General features: G+C 53.7%; 1 protein-coding gene. It reads right to left on the reverse strand.

Going from position 1 to position 25,032, the window contains the following annotated elements; all coding sequences use genetic code 11:
* Positions 1–18: 18 nt before the first annotated feature.
* On the reverse strand, positions 19–24,900 hold the full coding sequence (locus ABD892_RS26080; RefSeq protein ID WP_345199289.1) for an LEPR-XLL domain-containing protein: 24,882 nt from the start codon (positions 24,898–24,900) through the stop codon (positions 19–21).
* Between the last annotated feature and the right edge of the window lie 132 nt (positions 24,901–25,032).

Consider the following 25,032-nt stretch of genomic DNA (forward strand, 5'->3'; position numbering starts at 1 on the left):
CAATGCTTACAACATACCTTAAAGCGACACGTTATCCCAGCGCATAAAGCGTTTCGCCTTTTGCCGTTTTTGCAGATCACTGATGGCAGACTGGTTAAACTTCGCCTCAGCATTGTCTTTACGACGTGCCAATGCTGCGGTTCCCCAGGCCAGTGAAGCGGCGGCAATCGATCCGGTCGCGGCAAGATCATCCTCAGCGTCACTCTTCTCCGGAACAGCGGTTTCTGCGTGATTCAGGCCATTCGGTTGGGGATTGGCTTCAACATCCACTGCCGCCGAATCTTCTACCGGAATTCCATCCTGCACGGCAGGTTCTGCACAGGGGATTACATTGCCGTTTTCATCAGTAACCGATTCACACTGCGCCGGTTCTTCGCCTTCACCATCACCCGCAGCTGTCGGCTCGGATGGCAGCAGGAAGTCAATGCCTGCAGACCGGGCACTGGAACGGTTGTTATCCGAGATATGGGATACCAGATTCTCCAGGAAGTCCTGCGCATTCGCAGCATTGCCACGCATCGGTGTCGCAATACCCAGTGAACTAATCGGACGCAAATTCAGGAAGCTGTGAGTATTGATGGCAGCCACCTTCGTGTAGAGTGACTTTTCAGTCACCCGCAGAAGGTCGAGCCCGCCCTGTGCCAGCGTAACGATAACCGTCGCCTGTTCGGCATTGCCGTTTTCAGCAAAGGTCATACGGGCATATTCACCAACCATGATATCTTCTGACAGGTTGCCGTAGAACAGATCGCTGCCGAAGCCACCGATCATGCGATCCAGGCCTTCATCCCCCTTCAGGGTGTCATCCCCTCCGGTAAAGAAGTCGATGGTTTCAAGAATCAGGGTTTGGCTGGTGCGCGTGACTTTTGCGCCATCACCGACAATCAGGTCATCGCCGTCTCTGCCTTCAAGTACATCGTTGGCAACACCGCCAAACAGCACATCCCGATCAGAGCCACCCAACAGCTCATCATCGTCGCCCAGAACAGTACTGCCGGTTGCGCCTTCGACATAACGGCCAGCCGTATCGCTGTCGATATAACCATCGTCACCGATCATGACTGTTTCACCACTGGCATTTTCGATCTTATCGGCGCCAACACCACCCAGAGCCTGATCTTCACCATCGCCCAGTGATATCTCGTCATTACCACCGGTTGAGCTGACGGTATCCAGCGTTTCGGCACGGGTACGGATGCCATCGGTAAAGGTTACCCGACCGTTATCACCAATAACCGTGTCATTGCCAATGCCCGTTGTGACTGTATCGCCTGCAAACCCTGCCAGAATGACATTATCACCGTCACCGGCCTGAATTGTATCAATACCACCCAGGGCAAAATCAGTGGTTTCGGCTTCCGTGATCAAGCCTCGCGCATCATAACTCACCACGCCGTTATCGCCGAGGATATGGTCGTTACCGTCACCAGTTTCCACCGTATCATCACCCATACCGGCAATCACGGTGTTGCCACCGTCCGACAGTGTGATGGTATCGTCAGAACCCTGCGATGGCAGCGTACTGATCGCCTCACGAAGGATATCCGTGACATCCCATGTCATCTGGCCATGATCACCGATCACTTGATCGACACCACTGCCACCATTGATCGAGTCTTCACCGGTGCCACCAATCACGCGGTTGAAACCGTCGCCCACGTTGATGGTGTCATTACCGCCAGTGGAGTCATCAAGGTCTGTGCTGGTTAGCGTAATCAGATGACCATCGGTGAACTGGGCAGAGCCATTGTCACCAAGAACAATGTCATCATCACCTGTCGTGGTCACGTCATCATCACCCAGACCAGCAATCACGACATTATTACCACTGGACAACGAGATGACATCGCGCGCGCCCTGATCAATCAATGCGCTCTCAGCGGACTGCAGAATATCGGCGACATCATAGGTCAACGTACCATGGTCACCCAGGACATGATCTACACCAATGCCACCGGTGATGGTATCTGTGCCAGTACCACCAAGCACACGATTGAAACCGCCTCCGATATTGATGGTGTCATCGCCACCGGTTGTATCATCCAGATCGGTGCTGGTTAGCGTAATCAAGTGGCCATCGGTGAACTGGGCAGAACCATTGTCACCGATCACGATGTCATCACCACCGGTCGAGGTCACTTCATCGCCACCCTGACCAGCAATCACAACATTATTGCCACTGGACAGCGTGATCACATCGCGCGCGCCCTGCTCAATCAATGCGCTCTCAGCGGACTGCAGGATATCGGCGACATCGTAGGTCAACGTACCATGGTCACCCAGAACATGATCTACACCGGTGCCAGCGGTGATCGTATCCGTACCAGTGCCACCAATTACACGATTGAAACCGTCTCCGATGTTAATGGTGTCATCGCCACCGGTTGTATCATCCAGATCGGTGCTGGTTAGCGTGATCAAGTGGCCATCGGTGAACTGGGCAGAACCATTGTCACCGATGACAATGTCATCATCACCTGTGGTGGTCACTTCATCGTTACCCTGACCAGCGATTACCACATTGCTGCCGTTAGAAAGCGTAATGACATCACGTGCGCCCTGATCCATTAGTGCACTCACAGCAGATTGCAGGATGTCAGATACATCGTACGTCAACACACCATGGTCACCGAGGACATGATCGACACCTGTTCCACCAGTAATGGTGTCAGTGCCAGTACCACCAATCACGCGGTTGAAACCGTCACCCAGATTAAGGGTGTCATTACCGCCAGTGGATTCATTAAGGTCTGTGCTGGTCAGCGTAATCAGGTGGCCATCAGTAAACTGGGCGGAACCGTTATCACCAATCACGATGTCATCATCACCGGTCGTGGTCACGTCATCATTACCTTGACCCGCGATGACCACATTGCTGCCATTGGAAAGTGTGATCACATCGCGCGCACCCTGATCGATCAGTGCACTCACCGCAGACTGGAGGATATCGGCGACATCGTAGGTCAACGTACCATGGTCACCGAGGACATGATCGACACCGGTTCCACCAGTAATGCTGTCAGTGCCAGTACCACCAATCACGCGGTTGAAACCATCACCCAGATCAAGGGTGTCATTACCGCCAGTAGAGTCATCCAAGTCAGTGCTAGTCAGCGTGATCAGATGGCCATCCGTAAAGGTGGCTTTCGCGTTATCACCGGCAAGAATGTCATTACCAGAACCTGCGGTGACATCATCCTGGCCAAAGCCAGCAATCACGAGGTTATTACCATCACCCGCACGAATCGTATCGTTACCACCATTCTGGAGACGGAGAGAAGCAACACTGATGATCTGGCCTGCAGCCAGGGTGATGATACCGTGATCACCAAGAATCAAGTCATCATCATTGTCCAGAAGTCCCAGCGGGCTGCCATCTTCATTGGCGCCGTACAGTTGATCGCCACCGACACCACCGAGCAGCCAGTCATTACCCGCGTTCCCCTGCAGCGTATCGATACCGCCGTGATCAACCGTACTGTTCTGAACCAGGTCAATGGTAATCAGATCACCATCCACATTCCGGTCGACTTCACCATTGTCGCCGATCAGGATATCGTCACCGGCATCACCGGCCACCTTATCCGCACCAGCACCTGCAAGGATTATGTCATTATCATCACCACCCAGCAGGGTATCGTTACCCCCCTGATCTTCGACCGTGGTCTCAATATGCGACACATTACCGGTCGTCATCAGACGCAGCTGTTCCGGTGAACCGTCACGGATCTGGGTGATAACACCATGATCACCAAAGATAATGTCATCGCCCATACCACCATCAATGGTGTCATTGCCCACAGTAAGGTCATCTGCATTGGCGCCATCGTTGACAGGGTCAGTAACTGTCACCACCGTCAGCACTTCTGTAGCCAGACTCAGACGCTGGGACAGATCGATATTGAAGCCGGAATCACCATAGAGATGGTCATTGCCACCCAGTCCATAGAGCGTGTCATTACCGGAACCACCGGCGATATGATCATTACCCTGAGAGCCATAGATAGTGTCATCGCCCGCACCACCATAGATAACAACGCCACTTGATGCGCCTGACGCATCAATCATATCGTTACCGGCATTGGCATAACCAACAACCGGATCCAAGCCAGCACCTCTCAGCGAAGCGTAACGGCTACCATCCTGGCTGGTATCACCAAAGATAAGCAGTGGCACATTTTTGGCATCAGTCCCCGTCACAGTAATGGTGTCGCCACCCATCTCGGTATCACCGGACACAGGATTGACCACCTCACGGTTGCCACCGCCGTGTGCAACCATTACCGGGTTCTGCCGCTGAATGCTGGCAGTCACTGTTTCATCGGTCAGTTGTTCGCCACTGACCAGTGAAACCCGGGAGCCATCCAGCGAGATGGAGTCGATGGTATACGTGCCGTCATTACCCGTTGTATCAGCAACAACGATCTTGTCGCCTACACGGAAGCCCTGGTCAAACCAGCTGCTGCCATCCTGCAGGGTGATATAACTGACCCCCAGTCCCACATTGTGGGAGAACACCATGGCCGCACTGTTACTGATCGCCGTAGTATCAACAGCCAGCGTGTCGTTACCGGATCCCATAACCACTTCAACCACTTCCATGCCGAAGTACGTCAGACCACCGGCAATGGTGCGATCCGGCGCACCGTTTTCACCGGCCACCACAATGGCCGTGTCATCCATATTCAGGCCTGACACCGATGACGTTGTGAATTGCCCACTGTCGTCAGTGTTGCTGGCATCATTGAAGAGCGTCACGGTATCCGTCTGGATGGTTTCATCCGTAATGGAAGGAATTTCTTTGGCAGATGTCGCCTGCTCAGTGGGCAATACCACCGGCGTCTTGAGCGCCCGATCGACCATGGTCAGGCCGCCTTCAAGAATCAGGGAACCCTGAATCGCGCTGGTCAACCCTTCTGAGCCCACAATAAAGTTATCACTGCCCAGGCCGCCGATCAGGGTCGTAATGACACCTTCATGGGTACTTTCGATGATGAAGGTATCGTCGCCCTCCAGTGCATCGACATCGACTGATTCCACACCGTCGTAAGTGATATTCAGCCCTGCACCGATAATGGAGTCACGGGTCACAATGAACGTGTCGTCCGCTTCTGTACCGATAGCGGTCAGCGTGTCGAAACCGCTGCCGCCATCAATGCTCAGCGGCGCATTGACGTTGTAATCAATGGTGTCATCGTCATCACCGCCATTGAGGTCAATATTGTCGTCCGCAACAAAGGCACGGACGACAAATTCATCATTGCCCTTCTCGCCTTTCATGAAAAGCTTGGCCTTGTTGCTGTAAACGGTGAAGCTGTCGCCATCATCACCACCCAGCAGGGTCAATTCTTCACTGTTGCCATAACTCAGGTAACCTCGGGTTACGGCAGTGCCGGCAACTTCATCACCGGGCGCCGTTACCGGTGCCTCACCGAAGATCTGACCGACCTGAAACGTATCCCGGCCACTACCACCATCAATGGTCATCAGGGCACTGGTGTCATCCAGGAAGAAGCTGTCACTGCCTTCGCCGCCATTGATCAGCACACCGCCGGTCAGGTCATTGAGGCTGTTATCGTAATTAATCCGCTCAACCGGATCAGCAAAGGTATTGGTTTCAACCTCGCCATGCAGACGGGCGATGAAGTTATTCCGGATCAGGAATACATCATCCTTATCAGCACCAGTATCGCCAGCAAAGCCCCGACCATGGATAGTCAGATTGTCCACTCCATCAGCCGCATCGCCGCTGTCGTGCACATCAATCACATAATCCGTCAGGGTCACGCCATCCGCGTCAGTATCCGTCATTGTGATGATGTACTGATCGCCGCCGCCCTGACCATCCAGGGAAAGTACATCACTCCGTGAATGCAACTCATTGACGGTCAGCGTATCGTCACCTGTACCACCGATGACATAGGTATCACCGGTTAGTAGGCTGACATCAATCAGGATACTGTCGCCTTCACTGCCGCCATCCACATCAATGCGGGTGGAGCCGGTCAAGCTGCCCAACAGCTGGATATCATCACTGCCCGCGGCACCGGCAATACTCAGAATACCCGCCGTTGTGATGACACCATCCAATAGGATAATGTCACTGCCAGCTTCCCCTTCAATGGTGATGTTGGCGCCACTCAGTGTTCCCAGGTTATGAATGGTTGTACCAGCCGCATCAAGGTTCTCGTAATCCCCTTGCAGCAGCAGGTCACCCAGGGCGCTGACCATAGCGCCCGATTCAATCACGAGGTTGTCGCCCGCTCGCAGGGTAACAGTCCCTGCTGTTGACTGGATCGTTACTCCAGCCTTAACCGTCAGATCATCTTCTTCGCCAGCCACATCGTTATTGTCTTCACCGGCATAGAGCAGGATGTCGTCGTCAGTGATAATGGACTTCTCAACCGTGATCGGGCTATGAGCTTCAATGTTCACGGTACCCGTCGCGACCATGCCATTAGCCTGATCAAGCCCACCAATGGTCAGGTGACCAGTATTGGTAATCCAGACATTACCACTTGTGGAACGCCCTTCCATGTACCCGACAGTGGTCTGGAGACGTTTGTCTGAGGCACCGATATCCCCCTCAGCAAACAGCCTTGTCTTACCTGACGTAACGTTGGATGCATTCGCATCGGCGTTACCATTCAGGATGTTATCCCGACCCAGAATGAAGGCCGTGTAATCCGCCCCTGTACCAATAGTGTTAATGGACAGATCACCATCCGTTTCGATCAGATAGGTATTGAGAGCACTGCTGGTGGTCACTGTACCGGCAGAACGGTAGGCACTGTTGATATCCAGATCATTGCCGGAGATACCAATCGCATCATTCTCAGACGTCAGAGTAATACTGTTACCGATAACATCCGCTTCCGGCAGACCGGTCACGACATCACCACTGGCATCCTCAGTGTCTTTGATGGCCAGATGCGCACGCAGATCCACATTACCGCCATCGGCGAGTACTTCACGGATATTCATGTTGCCCAATACTTCATGGACATAGACATCCGCGCCTGCCGCTATCGTCAGGGTTGCGTCCGTGGCCAGGTCGGTTTCCAGATAATCACCATCCTCACCCACACCCGCCGACGCGGTCAGCATCAGTTCCGTGGCAGCACTGATATTCGCGAAATCATGATCAAGACCGTCGACAATCGCACCACTTTCCGCCGTGAGATAGATACCACCAGACTGCGCGTAGAGCGTTCCAACATTGATATCATCAGTTCGCTCTGTCAGGTAAATATCGCCGCTGACACGGGCTGTGAAGATGGCATCGGCCGCCAGATTGATGTAAATCTGATCAGAGGCTGAGCCGATGGATCCATCCGCGGCCTCAAGTATCACATCACTACTGGTGACATTGGTTACGCTGCTACCACCGGCGTTGATAATCGATTTACCGGTCTTGATTCTGACCGTATCACCGGCCACCACCGTATCAAGCTTCACGTCCAGTTCGGAGCCAAGGAACACGTCGCCACTACCAGTCGCTGATACAGAACCCAATGCATCAACATCTACATCATCACGCAGATCGATACGAATACCGGTAATGGATGCGCCATCCACAGTAGGATCCGCAATGATTTCCGCCAGTGTGATTTTGGCTCGGTACTCAGTCGATAACTGATCATCGTCTGACAGGGTTATGGTATTGGCTGTAACAGACTCAATAGTAAAGAACTGCCCGTTTTCATTGGCGTTGTCAGCAGTACCAAATACCTGAATGGTCATGCCTGCCTGGAAACCATCTGTCTGCCAGTTTCCGCCGTCAGTACGTACAATCGTGTCAGCACTGTTGCTGTTATTCAGGAAGTTCACCTTCGCCGACACAATATCACCCGCCAGATAAGCAACATCTGTCCGCTCAGCAGCCGCCAATGCCACACGCTCATCATCGGTGAGAGAAACCGTCGGACCACTGAGATCAATCACCTGGGAACCGGTAGCAGAACCGACACTGCCAGACGCCACAATCGACACTGTGCCGGCGGCGCTGATATTGGCGTCCTCAACCGAGGTCTGGGTATCGGTGATCGGTTCGATCAACCCGGCACTGAACAGGTTCAGCAGTTCATCTTCTGTCCAGACTTTGATACTTGCCGTCAGGCTGTCCCGTTCAGCATCCGACAACGTATAGGTAAAGCTGTCGTTATAGCTGTCGCCGTAACTGCCGTACTGGCCATGCAGGCTGTGGTATTCCTCTGTTCGCTTGTTAACCAGCGTCTGGATTTCACCAACCGTCCAGCCTGCATTGGTGTAATACGTCTGTTCATCGGACGATAGGGGAACCTCAAAGGTTGCATCGTATACAGACGGATCCACCTGCATACCACGGTATTGCCAGTAGGTATCGTACTCCTGCTCACGGTTGCTGACGTAATCGACCAGGGTCTGGTCGATCTTGTTCTGCGCGCCCGTGCCATCGGTCAACTGGAGATCGCTCCAGACACCATTGAGGAGTTCATCGTAGGTCCGGTCATCCCGAACAGCACTGTCATTGGCATCCTTGAGGCTGCCACTTGCCACGTTGATATAGACATCGCCACTGGCAGAAATAGCCTCTTTCAGACGCAGGTCGCCACTGGTTTCCTTGAGGTAAATATCCGTCTTGGCGTCAACCGCAACATAGTGGGACAGGCTGGTGCCGGAATTGAGCGCGAGGGCACGACTACTGCTGTTACCAACGGAGCCTTCTTCAGCCACCAGCGCTACCGTGCCACCCTGCACGGAGCCGGTATACCAGCTGCTTGAGGTCTTCTGTGCAACAGTAATATTTTCCTTGGCGACCAGTCTCACGGTTTCACCGGAACCAGCCTTAACACTGTCGATCGCCAGGTCGCCACTGCCAGCGGCGATATGTACCACACCACCGGCGGTTGCTTTCAGGCTGGCATAGGCATGATCTGCCAAATTAACAGTCAGAGCCCCGGAATCCACCATGTCGCCATTTCCATCAACAACGACCTGACCAATATCACCTGTGGCAGAAAGCACTACCCGCTTGCCGGTAATGTAGGAATCTTCGCTGGTCTGACGGATATCACCTTTCGACGAAATAATTGTCGTACCGGAGCTGTTCAGTATACTGCCGTCAATCAGAATATCCGCACCCGCCACCGTAGAGGTCAGAGAAACTCTGCCTGCGTCGTAACCGATAAAGTTGATATTGACGCCATAGTCAGCCTTGACCGTATGGGTATGGGTCGTGGTTGTGTATTCTTCCTTCACATACTTCGTGTAGTAGGTTTTCTTTCCGTACCAGGTACTGGTCGTCCAGCGATCTTCGATATATGTCTTGGTCTTGGTGGCATCGACCTGGGGATCGCTGACATACGTATAGGCATCATTCACCTTCGCCGCATCCAGGAAGAAATACGGTCCTTCATCGGTCAGGGTAGGGCCTTCCAGTCGCTCGGTCGTATCCCAGTAATCAGGACTGGGGTCTTTGGCAAAGGCATCAATCCCCAGCCAGCCGCTCTTCTTCACAGTCTTGTAATAACGGGTTGCATCCAGCACATCCACTGACCAGCCATAGCGCCAGCCAGATTTGATGGAATAGGTGCTACTATCACTGCCCGCAACATCGGACTTGCCGTCTTCCTTGATGGTGACACCATTCTCGTCCTTGGTGTAAATCGTGACGTGGGGATTCGCGCTGGTACCTTTGGCTTTGTCCTTGATAACCAGTGTGCCTTCACCCCGCTGGGAGGCATCCAGACTTTTCACCACGACGTCATATGCGGTGTTGTTGGTCACGGAGATTTTGCCGTAACCGCCCAGCACCCGGATCTCACCGGCGCCGGTATTGAGCATATGACCTTCCAGCTCAATGTAACCGCCACTGACCCGGATTTCCTGAACTTCAATCTTGCCGGTTGTCGTATTGTAATAAACGGTATAGTCGTCGGTTGAAGCTGTTGTCAGCTTGACAAGACCGCTGGTCGAGCGACTGATGCTGGAAATTTCATTAGCCGTCGCTGTACCCAGTGTCAGGTTATAATCCGGCTTTCCGCTCTGCATGATGCCGTTCAGGTTAAGATACTCAGCCTGTATGACAATCCGGTCGCCATACAGGCTGACACCAGTCGGTGTCTTGGTCAGTTCAGCGATTACCGCTGCGTCAGAAGCAGCCTTCTGTTGTCCGTTATTGGTCAAAGAGTCCAGCTTGGAGTAGGTTTCACCGCCCACGCTGTAATCGGTCAGGCCACTGATATAGACGCTCTTACCGACCACGTTCATGTTTTCCGCACGAACCTGGGCTTCGAAGGTCACCTTGCCGTCCGGGTTACTGACGGTCAGGTTACCCTGCGGGTTTTCGACATTACCGGTGATCGTAATATCCGGCGTCGGAATTCCCGCATTAGCAGGATCACTCTCATCAAAGGTATTGGAGATCGTTATAAACGGCGGATTTTCACTGCCTCCGGCGGTTACTGTGGAGAAGTTGGCGGAACCCGCCGACACACCTTCATCGGCCTGGTTATAGGTTTCAATCTCACTGTTACTGGCGACTTCCACACCGTTCAGGAACAGACCACCGTTGGAATCCGGAATCGAAATCCCCTTGATTTCCAGGAAGGCGGCGGTGTTGTTGGTAATCTCAACGCTGGCATCACCCGGTGCATCAAACACACCATCACCCTGCAGGACATCAGAACGTACATCAATGGTACCCGCCTGCGCCCAGATCGGATCAACTTCTACAATAAGCACATCCTGCTTGGTGTAGCCGGACAAGCCATTTTCATCCGTGCTCCACAACCCCTGTGCTTCCAGCTCACTGGTAATACGAGCGACTTCAGACTCGTAGAACGCCTTGAGGTTAGCGTTGGTGTCCTTGTACTGGTTCAGCTGTTTCTGGGCATATTGCAGTTCCTGCACCAGTTCGGAATCCAGCTGATCGGTAACAGTACGGAAAGTAACACCGTCAGTCTGAGTGCTGCTGGTCACCTGACCATTCACAATGGCATCCAGCACCAGTTCCTGCTTACGGTCGATACCCGTACGAACGGTACCATCGACATCCACAGTGGCATGTGCTTCGGTTTCAATGGTGCCGTCGTACAACTCGGAACCACCACTGATTGCCTTGGCGACTTCACTGGTCCAGTTCACACCCTTGGCCTTGGCTGCCATATCTGCAAAGCCGAGGCGTTCAGCGTGAAGCCTGGCATCACGGGCTGTTTCCAACACTGCGCCAGCGGCAACCGTGATGGTGTTGTTCTGAATCAGCTTCGCGGTTGCATCCAGGCTGTTGATCGGTATAGCACTGCCGGCAAAGTTATCTGTACGGGCTTCCAGCTTGTACTGGTCACGGTTGAAGCTGGTATCAGTGCCGGTTGAGATATTGAGGTTGCCATCAGTGGTCAGGAAACTGTTGGCCGCGAAGGTCACCTTGTTTTCAGGACGTACTTCTACCGTCGTATCCGCCACGGCAACTGTACCGCCACCGTAAGTCTCGACGTTGACTTTCCCGACAGCCTCACCCGTGCCACGAGCAGAAATCTGGACATCTCCCACACTGCTCAGTTGCGCGTCTTCACCCACGTAGACTTCTGCAATGTTGGTATCCGTCTTGATTTCCATGGTCGCGCCCGCTCCGGACACCGCACCACCGGAGATCAGTGTGACCTTGTCGTTCAGGATAAAGTCATTGAGAGCATCCAGCGTCATGTCACCGGCATCTGATGCACCGTCTTCCACGGTCAGTGACGCACTATCCCCAATCACTACGCGGGTGGTCATATTGACGTTGGTAAAGCTGTCTGCACCGGCAGCACTGGCAACACCACCTGTTGTGCCCTTGATATTGTCACCAGAGACGCCGTTCTTGCGCAGTTTGGTGATAGCATCCATATCAATATCGGTTGCCTTGATCACGGCATCCGCACCAATACCCGCAGTTACATTGGCTGTTACATCGTGATCAGCCTTGGCACCTGTGGCACCCAGCACACCACCGGAACCCACATTGATTTTGCTGTCAAAGGTAGCATTCTGCTCCGCCTTGATGACCAGGGTTCCTGCGCCGCGCTGGGTCAGGTCGATATCCTTGCCGCTGGCGCCTTCACGGATTTCAGCCGTAACGGTGCTCTTGTTCACGGTAATGGCTTCGGTACCGGAACCACCGACAATACCACCGGCACCGGCTGTGCCTTCGGCATAGTTGTCATCATTACCGACTGCTGTGATCTGGAGCGTAGAGCCTGTCAGATCAACCCCATCCCCGAGGAAGGCGAGCGTTGTCGTATCTGACTTGGCTTTGGCTGAACTGCCGCCTGCCGCCAGCAGACCGCCGGAGTAGCTGTCAGCCTCGGACTTCTGCTTGGTATTATTCGTTGCAGAAAGTGTCGTCGCACCGGTAATCGCCAGCGTCGCACCATCGGCAACGAAACTCTTCACCGTGCTGTTGTTATTGATCGTCGAAAGGGTTGCATCAACACCAATCAAGGCGCCGGCTGCACCCAGCGAGTACGCCTTGGCGGTATAGCTGTTATCCGGCACCTTGGTTTCTGCCGCAATAGACAGACTGGCGGCGGTGATGCTGACACTGCCTTGAGTCGCATCATCAGGATCGCCCAACGCGGCAATGACGGTAGGCGCAATCGTGATATCTGTCAGAGAGACACCAACGGCAAGACCGCCGGCATTCACACCATGCACCGTCACATCGGCTTTTGGCGTAGCCGCAGCCTGAATATCCACGGTATTGGTCACAGAAACAGCGGCATTGTTTCCTATAAAGGCCTTCACGCTCGGATCAATACGAACACTGGCGTCGTTACCAGAACCGGCTCCGATACCTGCAGCCACAGACCAGATATTTTCGGTCACCGTGGCGTTAGAGGTCGCTGTGATCAGGACGTCTCCGACTGAATCACTATCTTGGCCAACCTGGGCATAATCCCCCAGATAAGCCAACGTGGTTCCACCGATATCGACATCACCGACTGCCGCTCCTGCGGCTATGCTGCCGGCGGTTACCCCTTTCGCCTCGACGTCGTAATTGCGGGAGGCTTCTGCGGTAATAATCAGATCGTCGGCTTTGGTAATCCGCGCGCCATTTGATGACGTTGTTCCATGATCCACAAACGCCCGTTGTGTCGCCGTATCATTGATAACACTGACCTGAGCTCCCAGCCCGACAGTGCCTGCAGAGCCGCCGTAGCTATAAACGTCAACATCTTCGGCAGTAAATATCGCCTTGATCTTGATATCATCGGTTGCAGAAATATCCGTGTTGTTATCGATATAAGCCGTTGTTGCTCCGGAAAGATTCAATACACCGACAGAGCCACCTACACTCAGGCCTACGCCCCCAATCGCTGCACCACCGGCAATCTGTTGAATATCCGCGGTTTCAGTCGCCTTCACCAGGATGTCTGCTGATGCCCCATTACTGCCAGCCGTGATCTGTGCACCATCGCCAATATAGGCCGTGGTATCTGATACGGAAGGGTCTTCGCCTACGGAAACAGTAAAGTGACTGCTTGTTGCAACACTGTCAGCTCGTTGGGCAGTGTCATCAGAACCCAATCCGTTCGGATTACTGTCACTGAAAGCTGCATCAATCTTTTCCTGCGCCGGTGTCGCCTGTTCATTACCGGCACTATCTAGCCCTGTACCCACACTGATAACCGATACCGCGCCACTGACACCAAAGGTGCCACCACCGGCAAATGCCATGACCATGGAATCAATGGTGCGATTGGCTTCAGCTTCAACGGTCACATCCCCTTCCGCCATCACAACACTGTTTGCGCCGATATGGGCATCCACGGCGTTTTTAGCCGTGACAACATCAATGGATGCACCAACACCACCGCCACCCAAGCCACCGGCACCAATGTCGTTGTCGAAGGTGATGTTACTGGTCGCCTTGACCTTGGTATCGGCGCCGGACGTCACATTCGCGTTGGTTGCAGCACCACTGCCGGGTACATAAGCGCCAATGTAAGCGGTCGTGTTCGAGTTTGTCTCAACCACAGACACAGAACCCGCAATTCCAGCAGCCCCAGCAGCGAGCGTGCCAACCAGTACAGAGACGTCTTCTTCCGAATCACTGTTAACCTGCACAGTGCCACTTGCGTCAATTGTCGCCCCTTCAATATAGGCGCGGGTATTGCCATCCAGCAGGCCTACCGCAACAGAGCCACCGGCACCGACAATACCGCCGCCGATGGCGCCATCATACAGTTCCAGTTCCACACGACTGTTGGCGTCAACATTGACACCTGCATCACTGGTCACCTTGGCCAGCCGGATAATCGCATCCGTATCTGACGTGCTTTTCACCCCGGACGCTGCACCGGCCACACCGGCATAAAAACCAGCCCCGACACCCGCACTGGCAGAAAGGATTTTTTCTCGACTCAGTGCCGAAACATCCAGGCCTTCACCGGCATAGATATGATCTTCATCGGTCGAGACATCATCATCGGCAACATAGGCCTGCGTGGTGTTATCGACAATATCAGTATCAATAGAAGCGCCAACACCTGCGGCACCGCCACCAAAGGCAAGCGCGCCTCCTCCACTGCTGATATCAGTGTGTTGGTGCGCACGAACCTTGACCTGCTTGCCCCGGTTACTGTTGTTATTGACTGACGCATCACTGATATAGGCACGTGTGGTATTCGTGACCTTGTTGACGATCACATTGGCGCCAATGCCGACCTGTCCGGCCAGCCCCAGGCTGACGGCAACAACATCAATCTCTTCATCATTGGTAGCAATAACGGCCAAACCATTCAGGTTTTCGGTACTCTCAGTGCCGGAGGCATCGTCAGCCCATTGTTTGATGGCCAGTGAACTGCCTGAGCCCTTCGCAACAACCGTTGCATCACCCGTGATATAAGCCTGGGTGTCATTGTCCAACTGGTTGACCACCACGGTGCCGCCAACACCTACAGTCCCCGAACCACTGAGGGTACCGGCGTAGGACTTGATGGTGTCGTCAGATTCAGCCTGAACCAGGATGTTGTCATCGGTTGTGACCGTGCCACCGTTGATATACGCCCGCACGTCATTGTGAATCAGGTTGCTGGAGGCGGAACCGGCCACACTGGTAGTACCGGAACCGGAAATACCGGCGGATAAGGTCGAAATTGTCGCATCCGATGTGGCCACAATGCGGATATTGCCGGCATTCCCGGTCGTTACAACCGCACTGGAACCATCCACATAGGATTTAACGGTATTGTCGATTTCGTTATAGGCGACAGCTGCCCCAATCGCGACTGTGCCAGAACCGCTGATCTGGGTGGAGCCGGAACGGATATCAGAGGTATCCGTTGCCAGCACATTGATGTCACCGGTCGTGGTAACAGAAGCACCTCCACTGATATGGGCATCAACGGTCTTGCGAATCCAGTTCAGGGAGAATGAGCCAGCACCGGCAAACGTACCGGATCCGGTAATCGAGACACTGAAAGTATTGATATCAGCGTCAGAGGTTGCACTGACGGTCACGGTATCAGCAATCACCGTGGCGTTATCAATGTAGGCCCGAATAATATTGGCGGTATCGTAATCGCCCGGATCATCCGGGTTGCCGCCGACATAGTTGTACCCCACTGCTGCACCGATTGCCGCGGTTCCCGCGCCACTGCCGCCACCGGCCAGCGAATTCAGTGTTGCCTGATCGGATGCAGAAACACTCACCGCACCACTGTCGGCCTGCGCCTTGGCACTGTCAGCAATACGTGCTTCCACACTGTTGCGAATCCAGTTCAATGACAGCGAAGCTGCGCCACCCACCGTTCCGGCACCCGAACCACTGATGGTGAAGGACCAGATTTGGGCATCCAGAATCGGATCATCATCGGAATCGGCATCACCATCATCGGCCAGTGCAACAGACGGCAATTGATCGGTATTCAGAACTTTTGCAGCAACCTTGATATCACCGGTTGTCGCTGTCGCTTCAGTACCACTGCCTTCTATACGCGCCTGGAGATCGCTACGCATATCATTGGTGGCAGAGGCAATAGCTGCCGCGCCCGTGCTGGCACCGGAAGCGCCACCGGCGACAATCACCATTATTGGTGTTGTCGTAGCACGAACATTCACATCGGTATAGCCCGTTACCTTGGCGCCGCCCTGTATGGAGGCATTGACCAGGTTACGCATGAAGTTAATCGAAATAGAGCCGGCTATCGCGACATTACTGGCACCTGACGCACCGACTGTGATGTTTACAATGCTGGCAGCTGAGTCCGCATAAACGTTAACGGCCCCCAGGCTCGAATCCACTGTTGAGCTACCGCCAATATAAGCACGGATAATGCCTGTATTAATGGCATCGCGATTCTCGGCCACATTCCGGGTCGGATCACCGGGATCACCGCCAATGTAGTTGTAGGCAATCGCTGCGCCGACCGCACTGCCCGAAGAACCTGCCGCGCCGATCGCAATTGATATCAGGTCAGCGTCGTCCTCGGCCGCAACGGTCACATCACTGGAGGCATCGACATCAGCATTATTGATGTACGCCTCTACGGTGTTGTTCAACCAGTTCAGCGAGATAGCCGCACCAGCCGCAAAGCTGTTTGCATAAGCACCGGCGATGGTGACATTGATAACCTGTGCACCGAAATCAGTATCTGACGGCAGCTCAGAGGTATCCACACCCAGGCCTGCCAGATCGACATCCGACCCCGAAGGTGAGAAGCCAGCCAGTACATTCACACCGGCATTTTTGGATTCTACTTTTGCACTATCGATATAGGCCTGTACCGTGTTGCCAACCTCGGTAGTTGAAGCCGATGCACCCACGGCAGAACCGCTGCCAGAATAAGCCCCGGCGCCAGCGATAACGACCATTGTCGTCGAGTCAGCCGCCGCCACACTGACGGCACCACTGGCTTCAACATCAGTCGCAACCGTCGCATCCGCATCATCCTTAATACATGCCTGAATCGTGTTAGTGACTTCATTGACAGAAATCGAGCCACCCACCGCAAAATTCTGCGCACCTGCACCACCGACGGCCACACTGACCAGAACACTCTTGGCCGACGCCAGAACATCCAGCGTCGAGGTATTGGAAACTACCTTGGAGCTGTTGATTTCAGCCAGGACAGTGTTGTTGATCAGGTTAACCCCGATCGCAGCACCCACCGCGCCCTGCTGAGAGGAGTAGGCAAGGCCACCAGAGAGGTTCACACTGGTCGTTGTATCAGATGCGGAAACCAGAACAGCGCCGTCTACGGCAATATCACTGTCACCCGTGATGGTCGCCGTAATGTCATTATTGGTCGATGTTGCCGCCAGGCTACCGGCAACGGCCAACTTCTCAGCACCCGAGCCCCCTACAACCAGGGTTCCCAATACGGAACTTTCTTCTGCCTTAACACTCAAGCCGCCACTGGTGCGCAAGGTTGAGCCAGAAACCTTCGCCGTCACCGTGTTATCGATAAAATTGAAGCCCAGGGCAAAGCCGAGGCCCAACGACTTACCCTTAGCAAAACCACCAGCAAAGGAGTAGATCGACGACACATCATCAGCGAGCAGGCTGATATTACCGGTTGAGTCTGCCGTCGTTGTGGTATTGAGCAGCTTGGACTCAATCGTGTTATTGATGAAGTTCATTGACAGGGTGCCAGCGGCCCCCAAACCGGTCGTGCTTTGTCCGCCGGCAGTTCCCACTGACCCCGTAATCGACACTACCAGCCCTGTTGACTGCGCCGTAACGGTGACATCACCACCGTGTTTCAGGTTACTGAGACCATCGATAACTGATTCAGTGGTATTTTGAATTTGTGTAAAGGCGACAGCGGAACCGACGCCTGTTTTGCCACCAAATCCGCCGGAACCGGCAATCAGGATTATCTGGGTATGGTCATCCGCATTCAGGTTGATCGTGCCATCAATGACTGTATTACCGGAGATAGAAGACAATCCGGTCTTGGTCGTAAAGGTGGTTCTTGTCACCGCAACGGAACCTGCGATGGCCGTTCCACTACGGCCGGTAGCGCCGGCAATACTGGCAGTCAGAGAGGCCACCCAGCCGTTACGGGTGGCATCAAAATCGAGCAGGTCAGCTAGCAGAGAGTCTGCACTGACAACCGAAGCATTAACTGTGCCGGTGACAAAACTGAAGGAGGCAGAACCCGCAATTCCCCGGGCAGTACCACCATTGTCATCCTTCACATAGGTCATTGCACCAGAGATTGAGCCATAAATACTCAGATCACTGGCTTTGATGGTCAGGTCACCAACATCGATATCGTAGGCATTACGGATGTAGGCTTCTGCGTTGTCGTCACCGATGTTAATGGTGACAGAACCGGAAATCCCCATACCCGTCTGGCCAGGCTTGGCCGCTTCTTTGGCCTCCTCCTCTGCCGTCCAGCGGCTGCTCATGTCCGCAATACCATCCTGGTAGCTCTGGCTCTGGTTCATTTTCATCAATTCCGGGCTGGTTGTTGTCGAGCCATCGGAATTGCTTAAACCATTGCTGCTGGAAGGATCGGAGCTGCCACCACTGCCATTACTGGCCGTATCTGTTGGAACACTATCACTGTCAGCCGCAGGGCTTTTTGACACCTTGGAGCCTGCCAGCGCGAGGCTGGCTGCCACGCCATCATTCTCAGCGAATAACTTGACGTTACCCGTTGCAGTGAAAACACCGCTGCCATAACGCGCGTCATCGCCATAACGGCTACCGATCAGCGCCTCGGTTTCACGCTCAATCACATTGACAGCAACTGACGCCCCAACACCTGTCGTTTCAGAGGACGCCACTGCACCGGCAACCGTGAAGATATAAGCGGTATCGTTTGCATTAATAAGGACGGAATTACCATCATTGTCCGCAGAGCCGTTGCCAACAGTGATATTGGCACCGTCATCGACCTGAGCAATGGTGGAGTTGATTAACACGGTGGCCAGCATGGCACCGTTAAAGGCCATGTTGTCAGCCTGACCACCAGAAGCACCGAACGTGACAGACAGTGTCTCGTTATCAGCGTCTACTTTCAGGCTATCGGCATACAGCATCACGCCGTCTTCTATCTTCGCCGTGACATCATTGACATAGGCGTAGCCCAACAGAGCCACACCAACGGCATCACCATCGTCGGCCGCCTTGGTGCCGTAGCCACCGGCTCTCGCTTTAGGTTTCCAGCCGCTGTAGGTTTTATCATCTCCCCCCGGCTTATCCGTATCACCGGTCACACCAAACGGCGCAAAATTACCGCCAAGATTGATCATATGGGCAACGCTGGCTGCCGATACAGTCACATTCTGATCTGTGGCTTCATCTTGATACGTGGTGTCCTGGTTGATAGACGCTCCTTCCTTGATGGTCGCATCCGCACTCTGGTTCATGACCAGAACGGCCACAGAACCGGCAGCGGTTTTCTTCTGACCATCCGCCCGTGACGCTGTCCAGGAGTCAATCAGGTGGTCATCAAGCCCCAGGTTACTGTCGAGATAACTGGCTGCTGTCGTAATGAATTCCCCGATCTTGTTCTGAACAGGGTCGAGCATCAACCACCGGGTATCATCTTCAAAATCTTCATTGTTGAGATCAACGTTATACTCGGCGACATCGCTCAGGAATTCGTACTGAATGGTCTTGCCGGTGCTGTCTTTACTTTCCACCAGCGTACCCGCAGTCAGGGTGGCACCGGTGTCGGTATCCTTGTAATCGGACGTTCCGACATCTTCCAGCAGTGGGGTAATCAGGTTGGCGCCCCAGAGGCTGGAGGGATCAATTTGATTACGGGTTTCAGCATTAACTGTTAGTTTTCCGGCCGCATCAACCACCGCATCCTTATTGATATAGGCTTTTGACTGACTGTCGTAATAGCCCATGGCAATGGCTGCAGAGAAGCCGGTTTCCGTGGTGAAACGGGAGTCATCCCCCGTTGCCGCACCATAATCAATCGCCTTGGAGTCCGACGTCAGGCTGGGACGGGACTCAAGGACAGCCTGAACGGTGATATTGCCACCGGCTTGCACGCTCTGTTTGTTAGCCGCATCCACAACACCGTCGCCGATACGCGCGGTGACGTCATTGCTATCGACGTGCACTGCAATAGCAGCAGCCACATCATATGCATCGCCCTTGGTTTTTGGCTCTGAGGTAGTATTCCACCACTTATCAAATGCATCGGATTTGGACGACAGAAATTTCGTGGTGGCGTCTTTGATCGGATCAGACAGACGGCTTTTCTGGGATTTAGCGGCATCCGTCAGATAGTCGCCTTTGGAGTCAGTCCCAACGCCGGCAAACGCCTTGATTCCGGGACTGGCAGCCGGTGACAGGAACAGTGAGCCAATACCGATCAGGTTATCAGAAATAGCGCCCAAGCTATTGTTCGCACCAATCCCTGAATTGGCGCCGTTGTCGTTTAGGATGTGGTCATCCATGCTGGCCTCAACGGTGATATCACCTGCAACGGTGACAGTGCCATCCAGGTAAGCATTGGTATGGCTTTCATCAACCGCTATGGCCAGGGCAATACCCAGTTTGCCTTTAACACCGGCAATGGAGCGCGCTACTGTCGTGTTGATTTCAGAGGTATTACTGGAGACATTCAGGTTGCCGCCAACGGTCATGACCGAACCATCTTTCACATTGGCTTCAGCTGTTGACTGAATCACGCTGACAGCGACAGAACCGGCCATATTGGACAGCTTGGTCGGGTTCGCCTCAACATCCATGGCATTTTTAGCGTCAGCATGAATGTAAACATCACCTGCCGCATTCACATTACCATTGATCGTGACCTTTGATTCATTCTCAATAATGCCGACGGAGGCCGCAAAGCCCCATGAATAGGGTTTGGCGCTGGCCTGCGCCAGGGATGAGGACACAATCGTGACATTACCGGTATTCTGACTGGTATCCGGTGATGCCTCTGCGGTGATCCGGGCGAACTCACCAATCTCAATTTTGGCTGTAGAAACCGCACGGGATACCGCGCCCAACAAAGCCAGACCTTCACTGAATTCAATCGCCGCTTCGGCAACCGACAGTGCCTTTTCAGCAAACCAGTTATTGTTGTTAGAGTTACTGGCCGCCAGGTAATTCTGGCTGTTAACCACAGCACCGACGGACACATTGCCACCTTTCAACGTGGTCTGTGTATTACCGGTGCCGACCGTTTCACCAATGAACACCTTGGCTTTCAGGTTATCATAGTTGTACCAGCCGGATGTCCAGGGCAATAAACGGGATTCAGCCAATACCGTAATATCACCATGAACGGCATTGCTGACATTCGTTGACGCCAGTGCAATTAACTGTGCACCTTCATCAATGGTGATTTCCTTGCCTTTGATGGTGATATCACCCGCCGCTGTCGCATGGCTGGTATCAATCGTATAGCCCTTGATCTTGACCGTGCCGGCGGCAATCTTGATGTTCATGCCATCAACGGAGATATCGCCGTCGATCGTCGCCGTATCACCGGCATTCACGGTGTAGGTCGCATTATCCTTGCCGGTAAAGCTGACCCATTCAAAATCTTCCTGGGTAATGGAGGAGTCCATTCCCTCGACGATGATTTCGTTATCGGTACCACCGCCAATATTGACGCTGACCTTGTCAGTCCCTGCTACCAATCCTGTGGTATCGATATAAAACTGATCATTGTCGTTGGCAGAACCCACCAGTGAATCCACACCACCGCCGGTACGCAGTATCACGCCACCTAATGTGAAGCCACTTGCATCCAGTGAATTAACAGACGCACCACCAGAAAGATCCGCCCGTTCGACGCCATCCAGTGTATCGGTTTCAGTGCTACCGATAGTCAGTGTCGCATTATCCAGATCAACAGGATCCGTTGCGTCATCGCTGGTGATATCCGCCAACATCATATCGGCATCGCGCACTTCGACCACCCAGTCTTCACCGCTGCCACCGGTAATGATGTCGTTACCCGCTCCGCCAGTGAAGGTGTCATTACCAATACCACCGGTCAGGGTGTCCGCACCAGCACCACCATCAAGCTTCACATGACCGGATACAATGGCATTTCCGGCAAGGCTTCCACCTGTGCCGGTTTTTTCAATCCCCAATACACTGGCGGCCAATGAGCCACCCACCGCAGCAACGGTCAGGTCTCCAACGCCCGTTGTGGTATCGGTCAGATTTATACCGGTCTGTGCGGCATTCAGCGTAGCGGTCAGCTTCCCGGTTGTATCAGCTTCCACGATGAGATCAAGCACGTCCTGAAGGGTTTCGGCATACGTCAGGTTGACATTGACCACCGTGCCATCACGCAGAGTAACGGAGAAATCTGTGCCTTCGACCGTTCCCAGGCCGGACTGGTTAGCCAGATATTGGAGCAGGGTTTCCACCCCCAGCCCAGTGAAGCCGGAGGCATCAATCGTGTTATCACCCGCACCGCCGGTCAATTCGGCAATTTCAATCTGGGACAGGGTATCCGTCGTGCTGCCATGCACAAGGCTCACATTGGTGAGCGTCATATTCTCGTTGAAGGTTTCTACCAGCGTATCAATGCCTTCACCGCCATCAATGATGTCAGCCCCGCCAAAACCCGTTAAGGTGTCAGCATCATCCTGGCCGTACAGTTCGTCATCACCACCGGCGCCAATCAAGGTATCCATACCTTCACCGCCGTATAGCTTGACGCTGCCGGAGAACCCGGATGCATCCAGCAGGTTGCCACTGGCACCGCCGGTCAGCTCAGCTTTCTCAATCTCGCTGAGCGTATCCAGACTCTGAACGCCATCCACACTGTTCACAGCTGCACTGCCGCCAGCGTTAAAGTCTCCATTGACCGTCATTTCGCTGACATTCAGGGCCGCCAGATTATTCGTAAACGTCACCACCCAGGCGCCGGCGGAACCGGTCACCGCAACGTCTTCATAACCGATATTGTCGAGCTGGCGGAGAGCAAACGCTACGTCATCAATATCCGCGTCGAACGCCAAGTTTTCCGTGGTTTGACCATCAAACGTTAACGTGAAAGAACCACTGGTCACATTCGTCAGGGTGATGGTCTGAACTTCGTTATTGGACTGGCCAGCCTGTGTTGTTTGAACAGCGGCAAAACCACTGGAAAAGCTACCGGTGACAACAAGCGGTTCAATATCCTGGGAACCAAACTCACCAATAAACTGGATCTGCCAGGCACCCGGGCTACCGGTAACCTGAATATTCTCTTCATGGAATCCGGTCAGCAGGCTGAGAATACCAGCGAGTTCCTCAGTTGAGGCATCGTAGGCGATCGCTTCAGATTCTTCGCCACGGAAGGAAACAGTAAAGGTGCCATCACTGACACCGGTCAGAACAATGGTCTGAATTTCATCAACACCCGCCGCAGCATCCAGACTGGAATCGGTGAGAATGTAGCGGGTATCTCCGCTTTCGATCAGCGTATCGGTACCACCATTACCATCAATGTTGTCGACACCGGTACCGCCGCTGAGCACATCATCATTGTCGGAGCCAACCAGCGTGTCACGACCCGCCCCCCCGGATAATGTAACCCCCCCCAGAGTGAAGCCGGACGCATCAAGGGTGTTATCACTCAAACCACCGGTCAGATCCGCGCTTTCTATACGAACAAGCGTGTCTATTTCCGTCGACGCATCGGCATACGTCACCGTCAGCTGAGATTCAAAATCTACTGCAGAGACATCCACCAGAGTGAAATCAACATCCTGTTGTTCCCACAGGGTATCGGTTCCCGCACCACCGTCGATGGTATCGGCACCGGCTCCCCCAGTCAGCGTGTCGTTACCGCCGGAGCCTGTTAAGGTGTCATCGCCACCGGCACCATCAAGGGAAACATCGCCCAGCGTAAAGGCTGAAGCATCCAGCGTATTGTTACCATCACCACCCGTCAGCGCGGCAGACTCAAAACCTGAGAGCGTATCTTCGTCGATACCGTCAATAGTAAGGACAGTATCTTTGAGTACAAAGTTTGCGTCACGGCGCTCACTGACCGTGTCAGTACCTTCACCACCACTCAAGGTATCCAGGCCCAAACCGCCGCCAAGGGTATCGTTACCCTTGCCACCCACAATGGTGTTGTCATTCGCGTTACCGGCCAGGGTATCGTCATAGTCGGAACCGGTGATATCACCAAAACCACTGACACCTTCAAAACCGGTCGCAATACCTGCATCCAGATCAACCGTCACACCGGTTGTGTAGCCGGAGAAATCGAGCACATCGTCAGAATCAGCAGACAATGTTTCAATACCGGTTAACGAGATACCGGCCAGATCAAGCGCATTACTGCCGGTAATGGCCCAGTTATTCTTACCATCGATGGTGGCGCTTACCGTGTCATCACCATTGCCACCGGTGATGGCTTCAATACCACTGAAAGTCAGGTCTCCAGCCGTACCCGCGTTATTCCCGGTCAATGTCCATGTGGTATCGCTTTCGGCACCCACCAGGGTGTCGTTGCCAGTTCCCGCATTGAAGGTAATCAGCAGGGTATCGTCGGTAAGCGCAGTAATGCTTTTATCCAGCGTGAGGGTGTCATCACCATCAGTACCGGTAATGGTAATGTGATTGCTGCTGTCCAGCGTGGCTTCGTAAAGAACGGGCGCACCTTCCGCACTGCTATCCACCAGCTGCAGAACAGATGTGTTGTCCTGCTCAATGACCCTCAGTACCAGATCATTGGCATCGTTGCCCATGTCGTGACTGAGTTCATTGGTCTGCACCGCCATGGCCATGGGATCGGCAGAAAAGAGCAGCCTCGGCTCCAGGCTCTCAAAGGTAAACCGATGCTGCGCAGATGCACTTTGACGGCGAACCGGCTTTTTCCTGCGGGAGGGCTCTGCCCCGGGCATTTCCCGGCTCAGCAGGCTTTTTCCCAGCGACAGAATGCTGTTCTTCAACCGTGACAGCGGATGAAGGGCGGTTGTCGTCGGAAATGGATATGCCATGGTCTGCGCTTCCGTATTTGTCCGTTTTTATATCCGGTGTCAGGAGTCTGTCCTTACTGCAACACCGTGACGGCCTTGATCGGTACTACCTGGGTAGTGCGTCTACAGCCTTTATTCTCATGACCCCGTCAC

This window comes from Kistimonas scapharcae (assembly GCF_039540975.1).
In the GTDB taxonomy this organism is placed as follows: Bacteria; Pseudomonadota; Gammaproteobacteria; order Pseudomonadales; family Endozoicomonadaceae; genus Kistimonas; species Kistimonas scapharcae.

What these genes read in the sequence shown, in the direction of transcription:
- ABD892_RS26080 (WP_345199289.1), bottom strand. Translation starts at nt 24,900, where the DNA reads ATGGCATATCCATTTCCGACGACAACCGCCCTTCATCCGCTGTCACGG.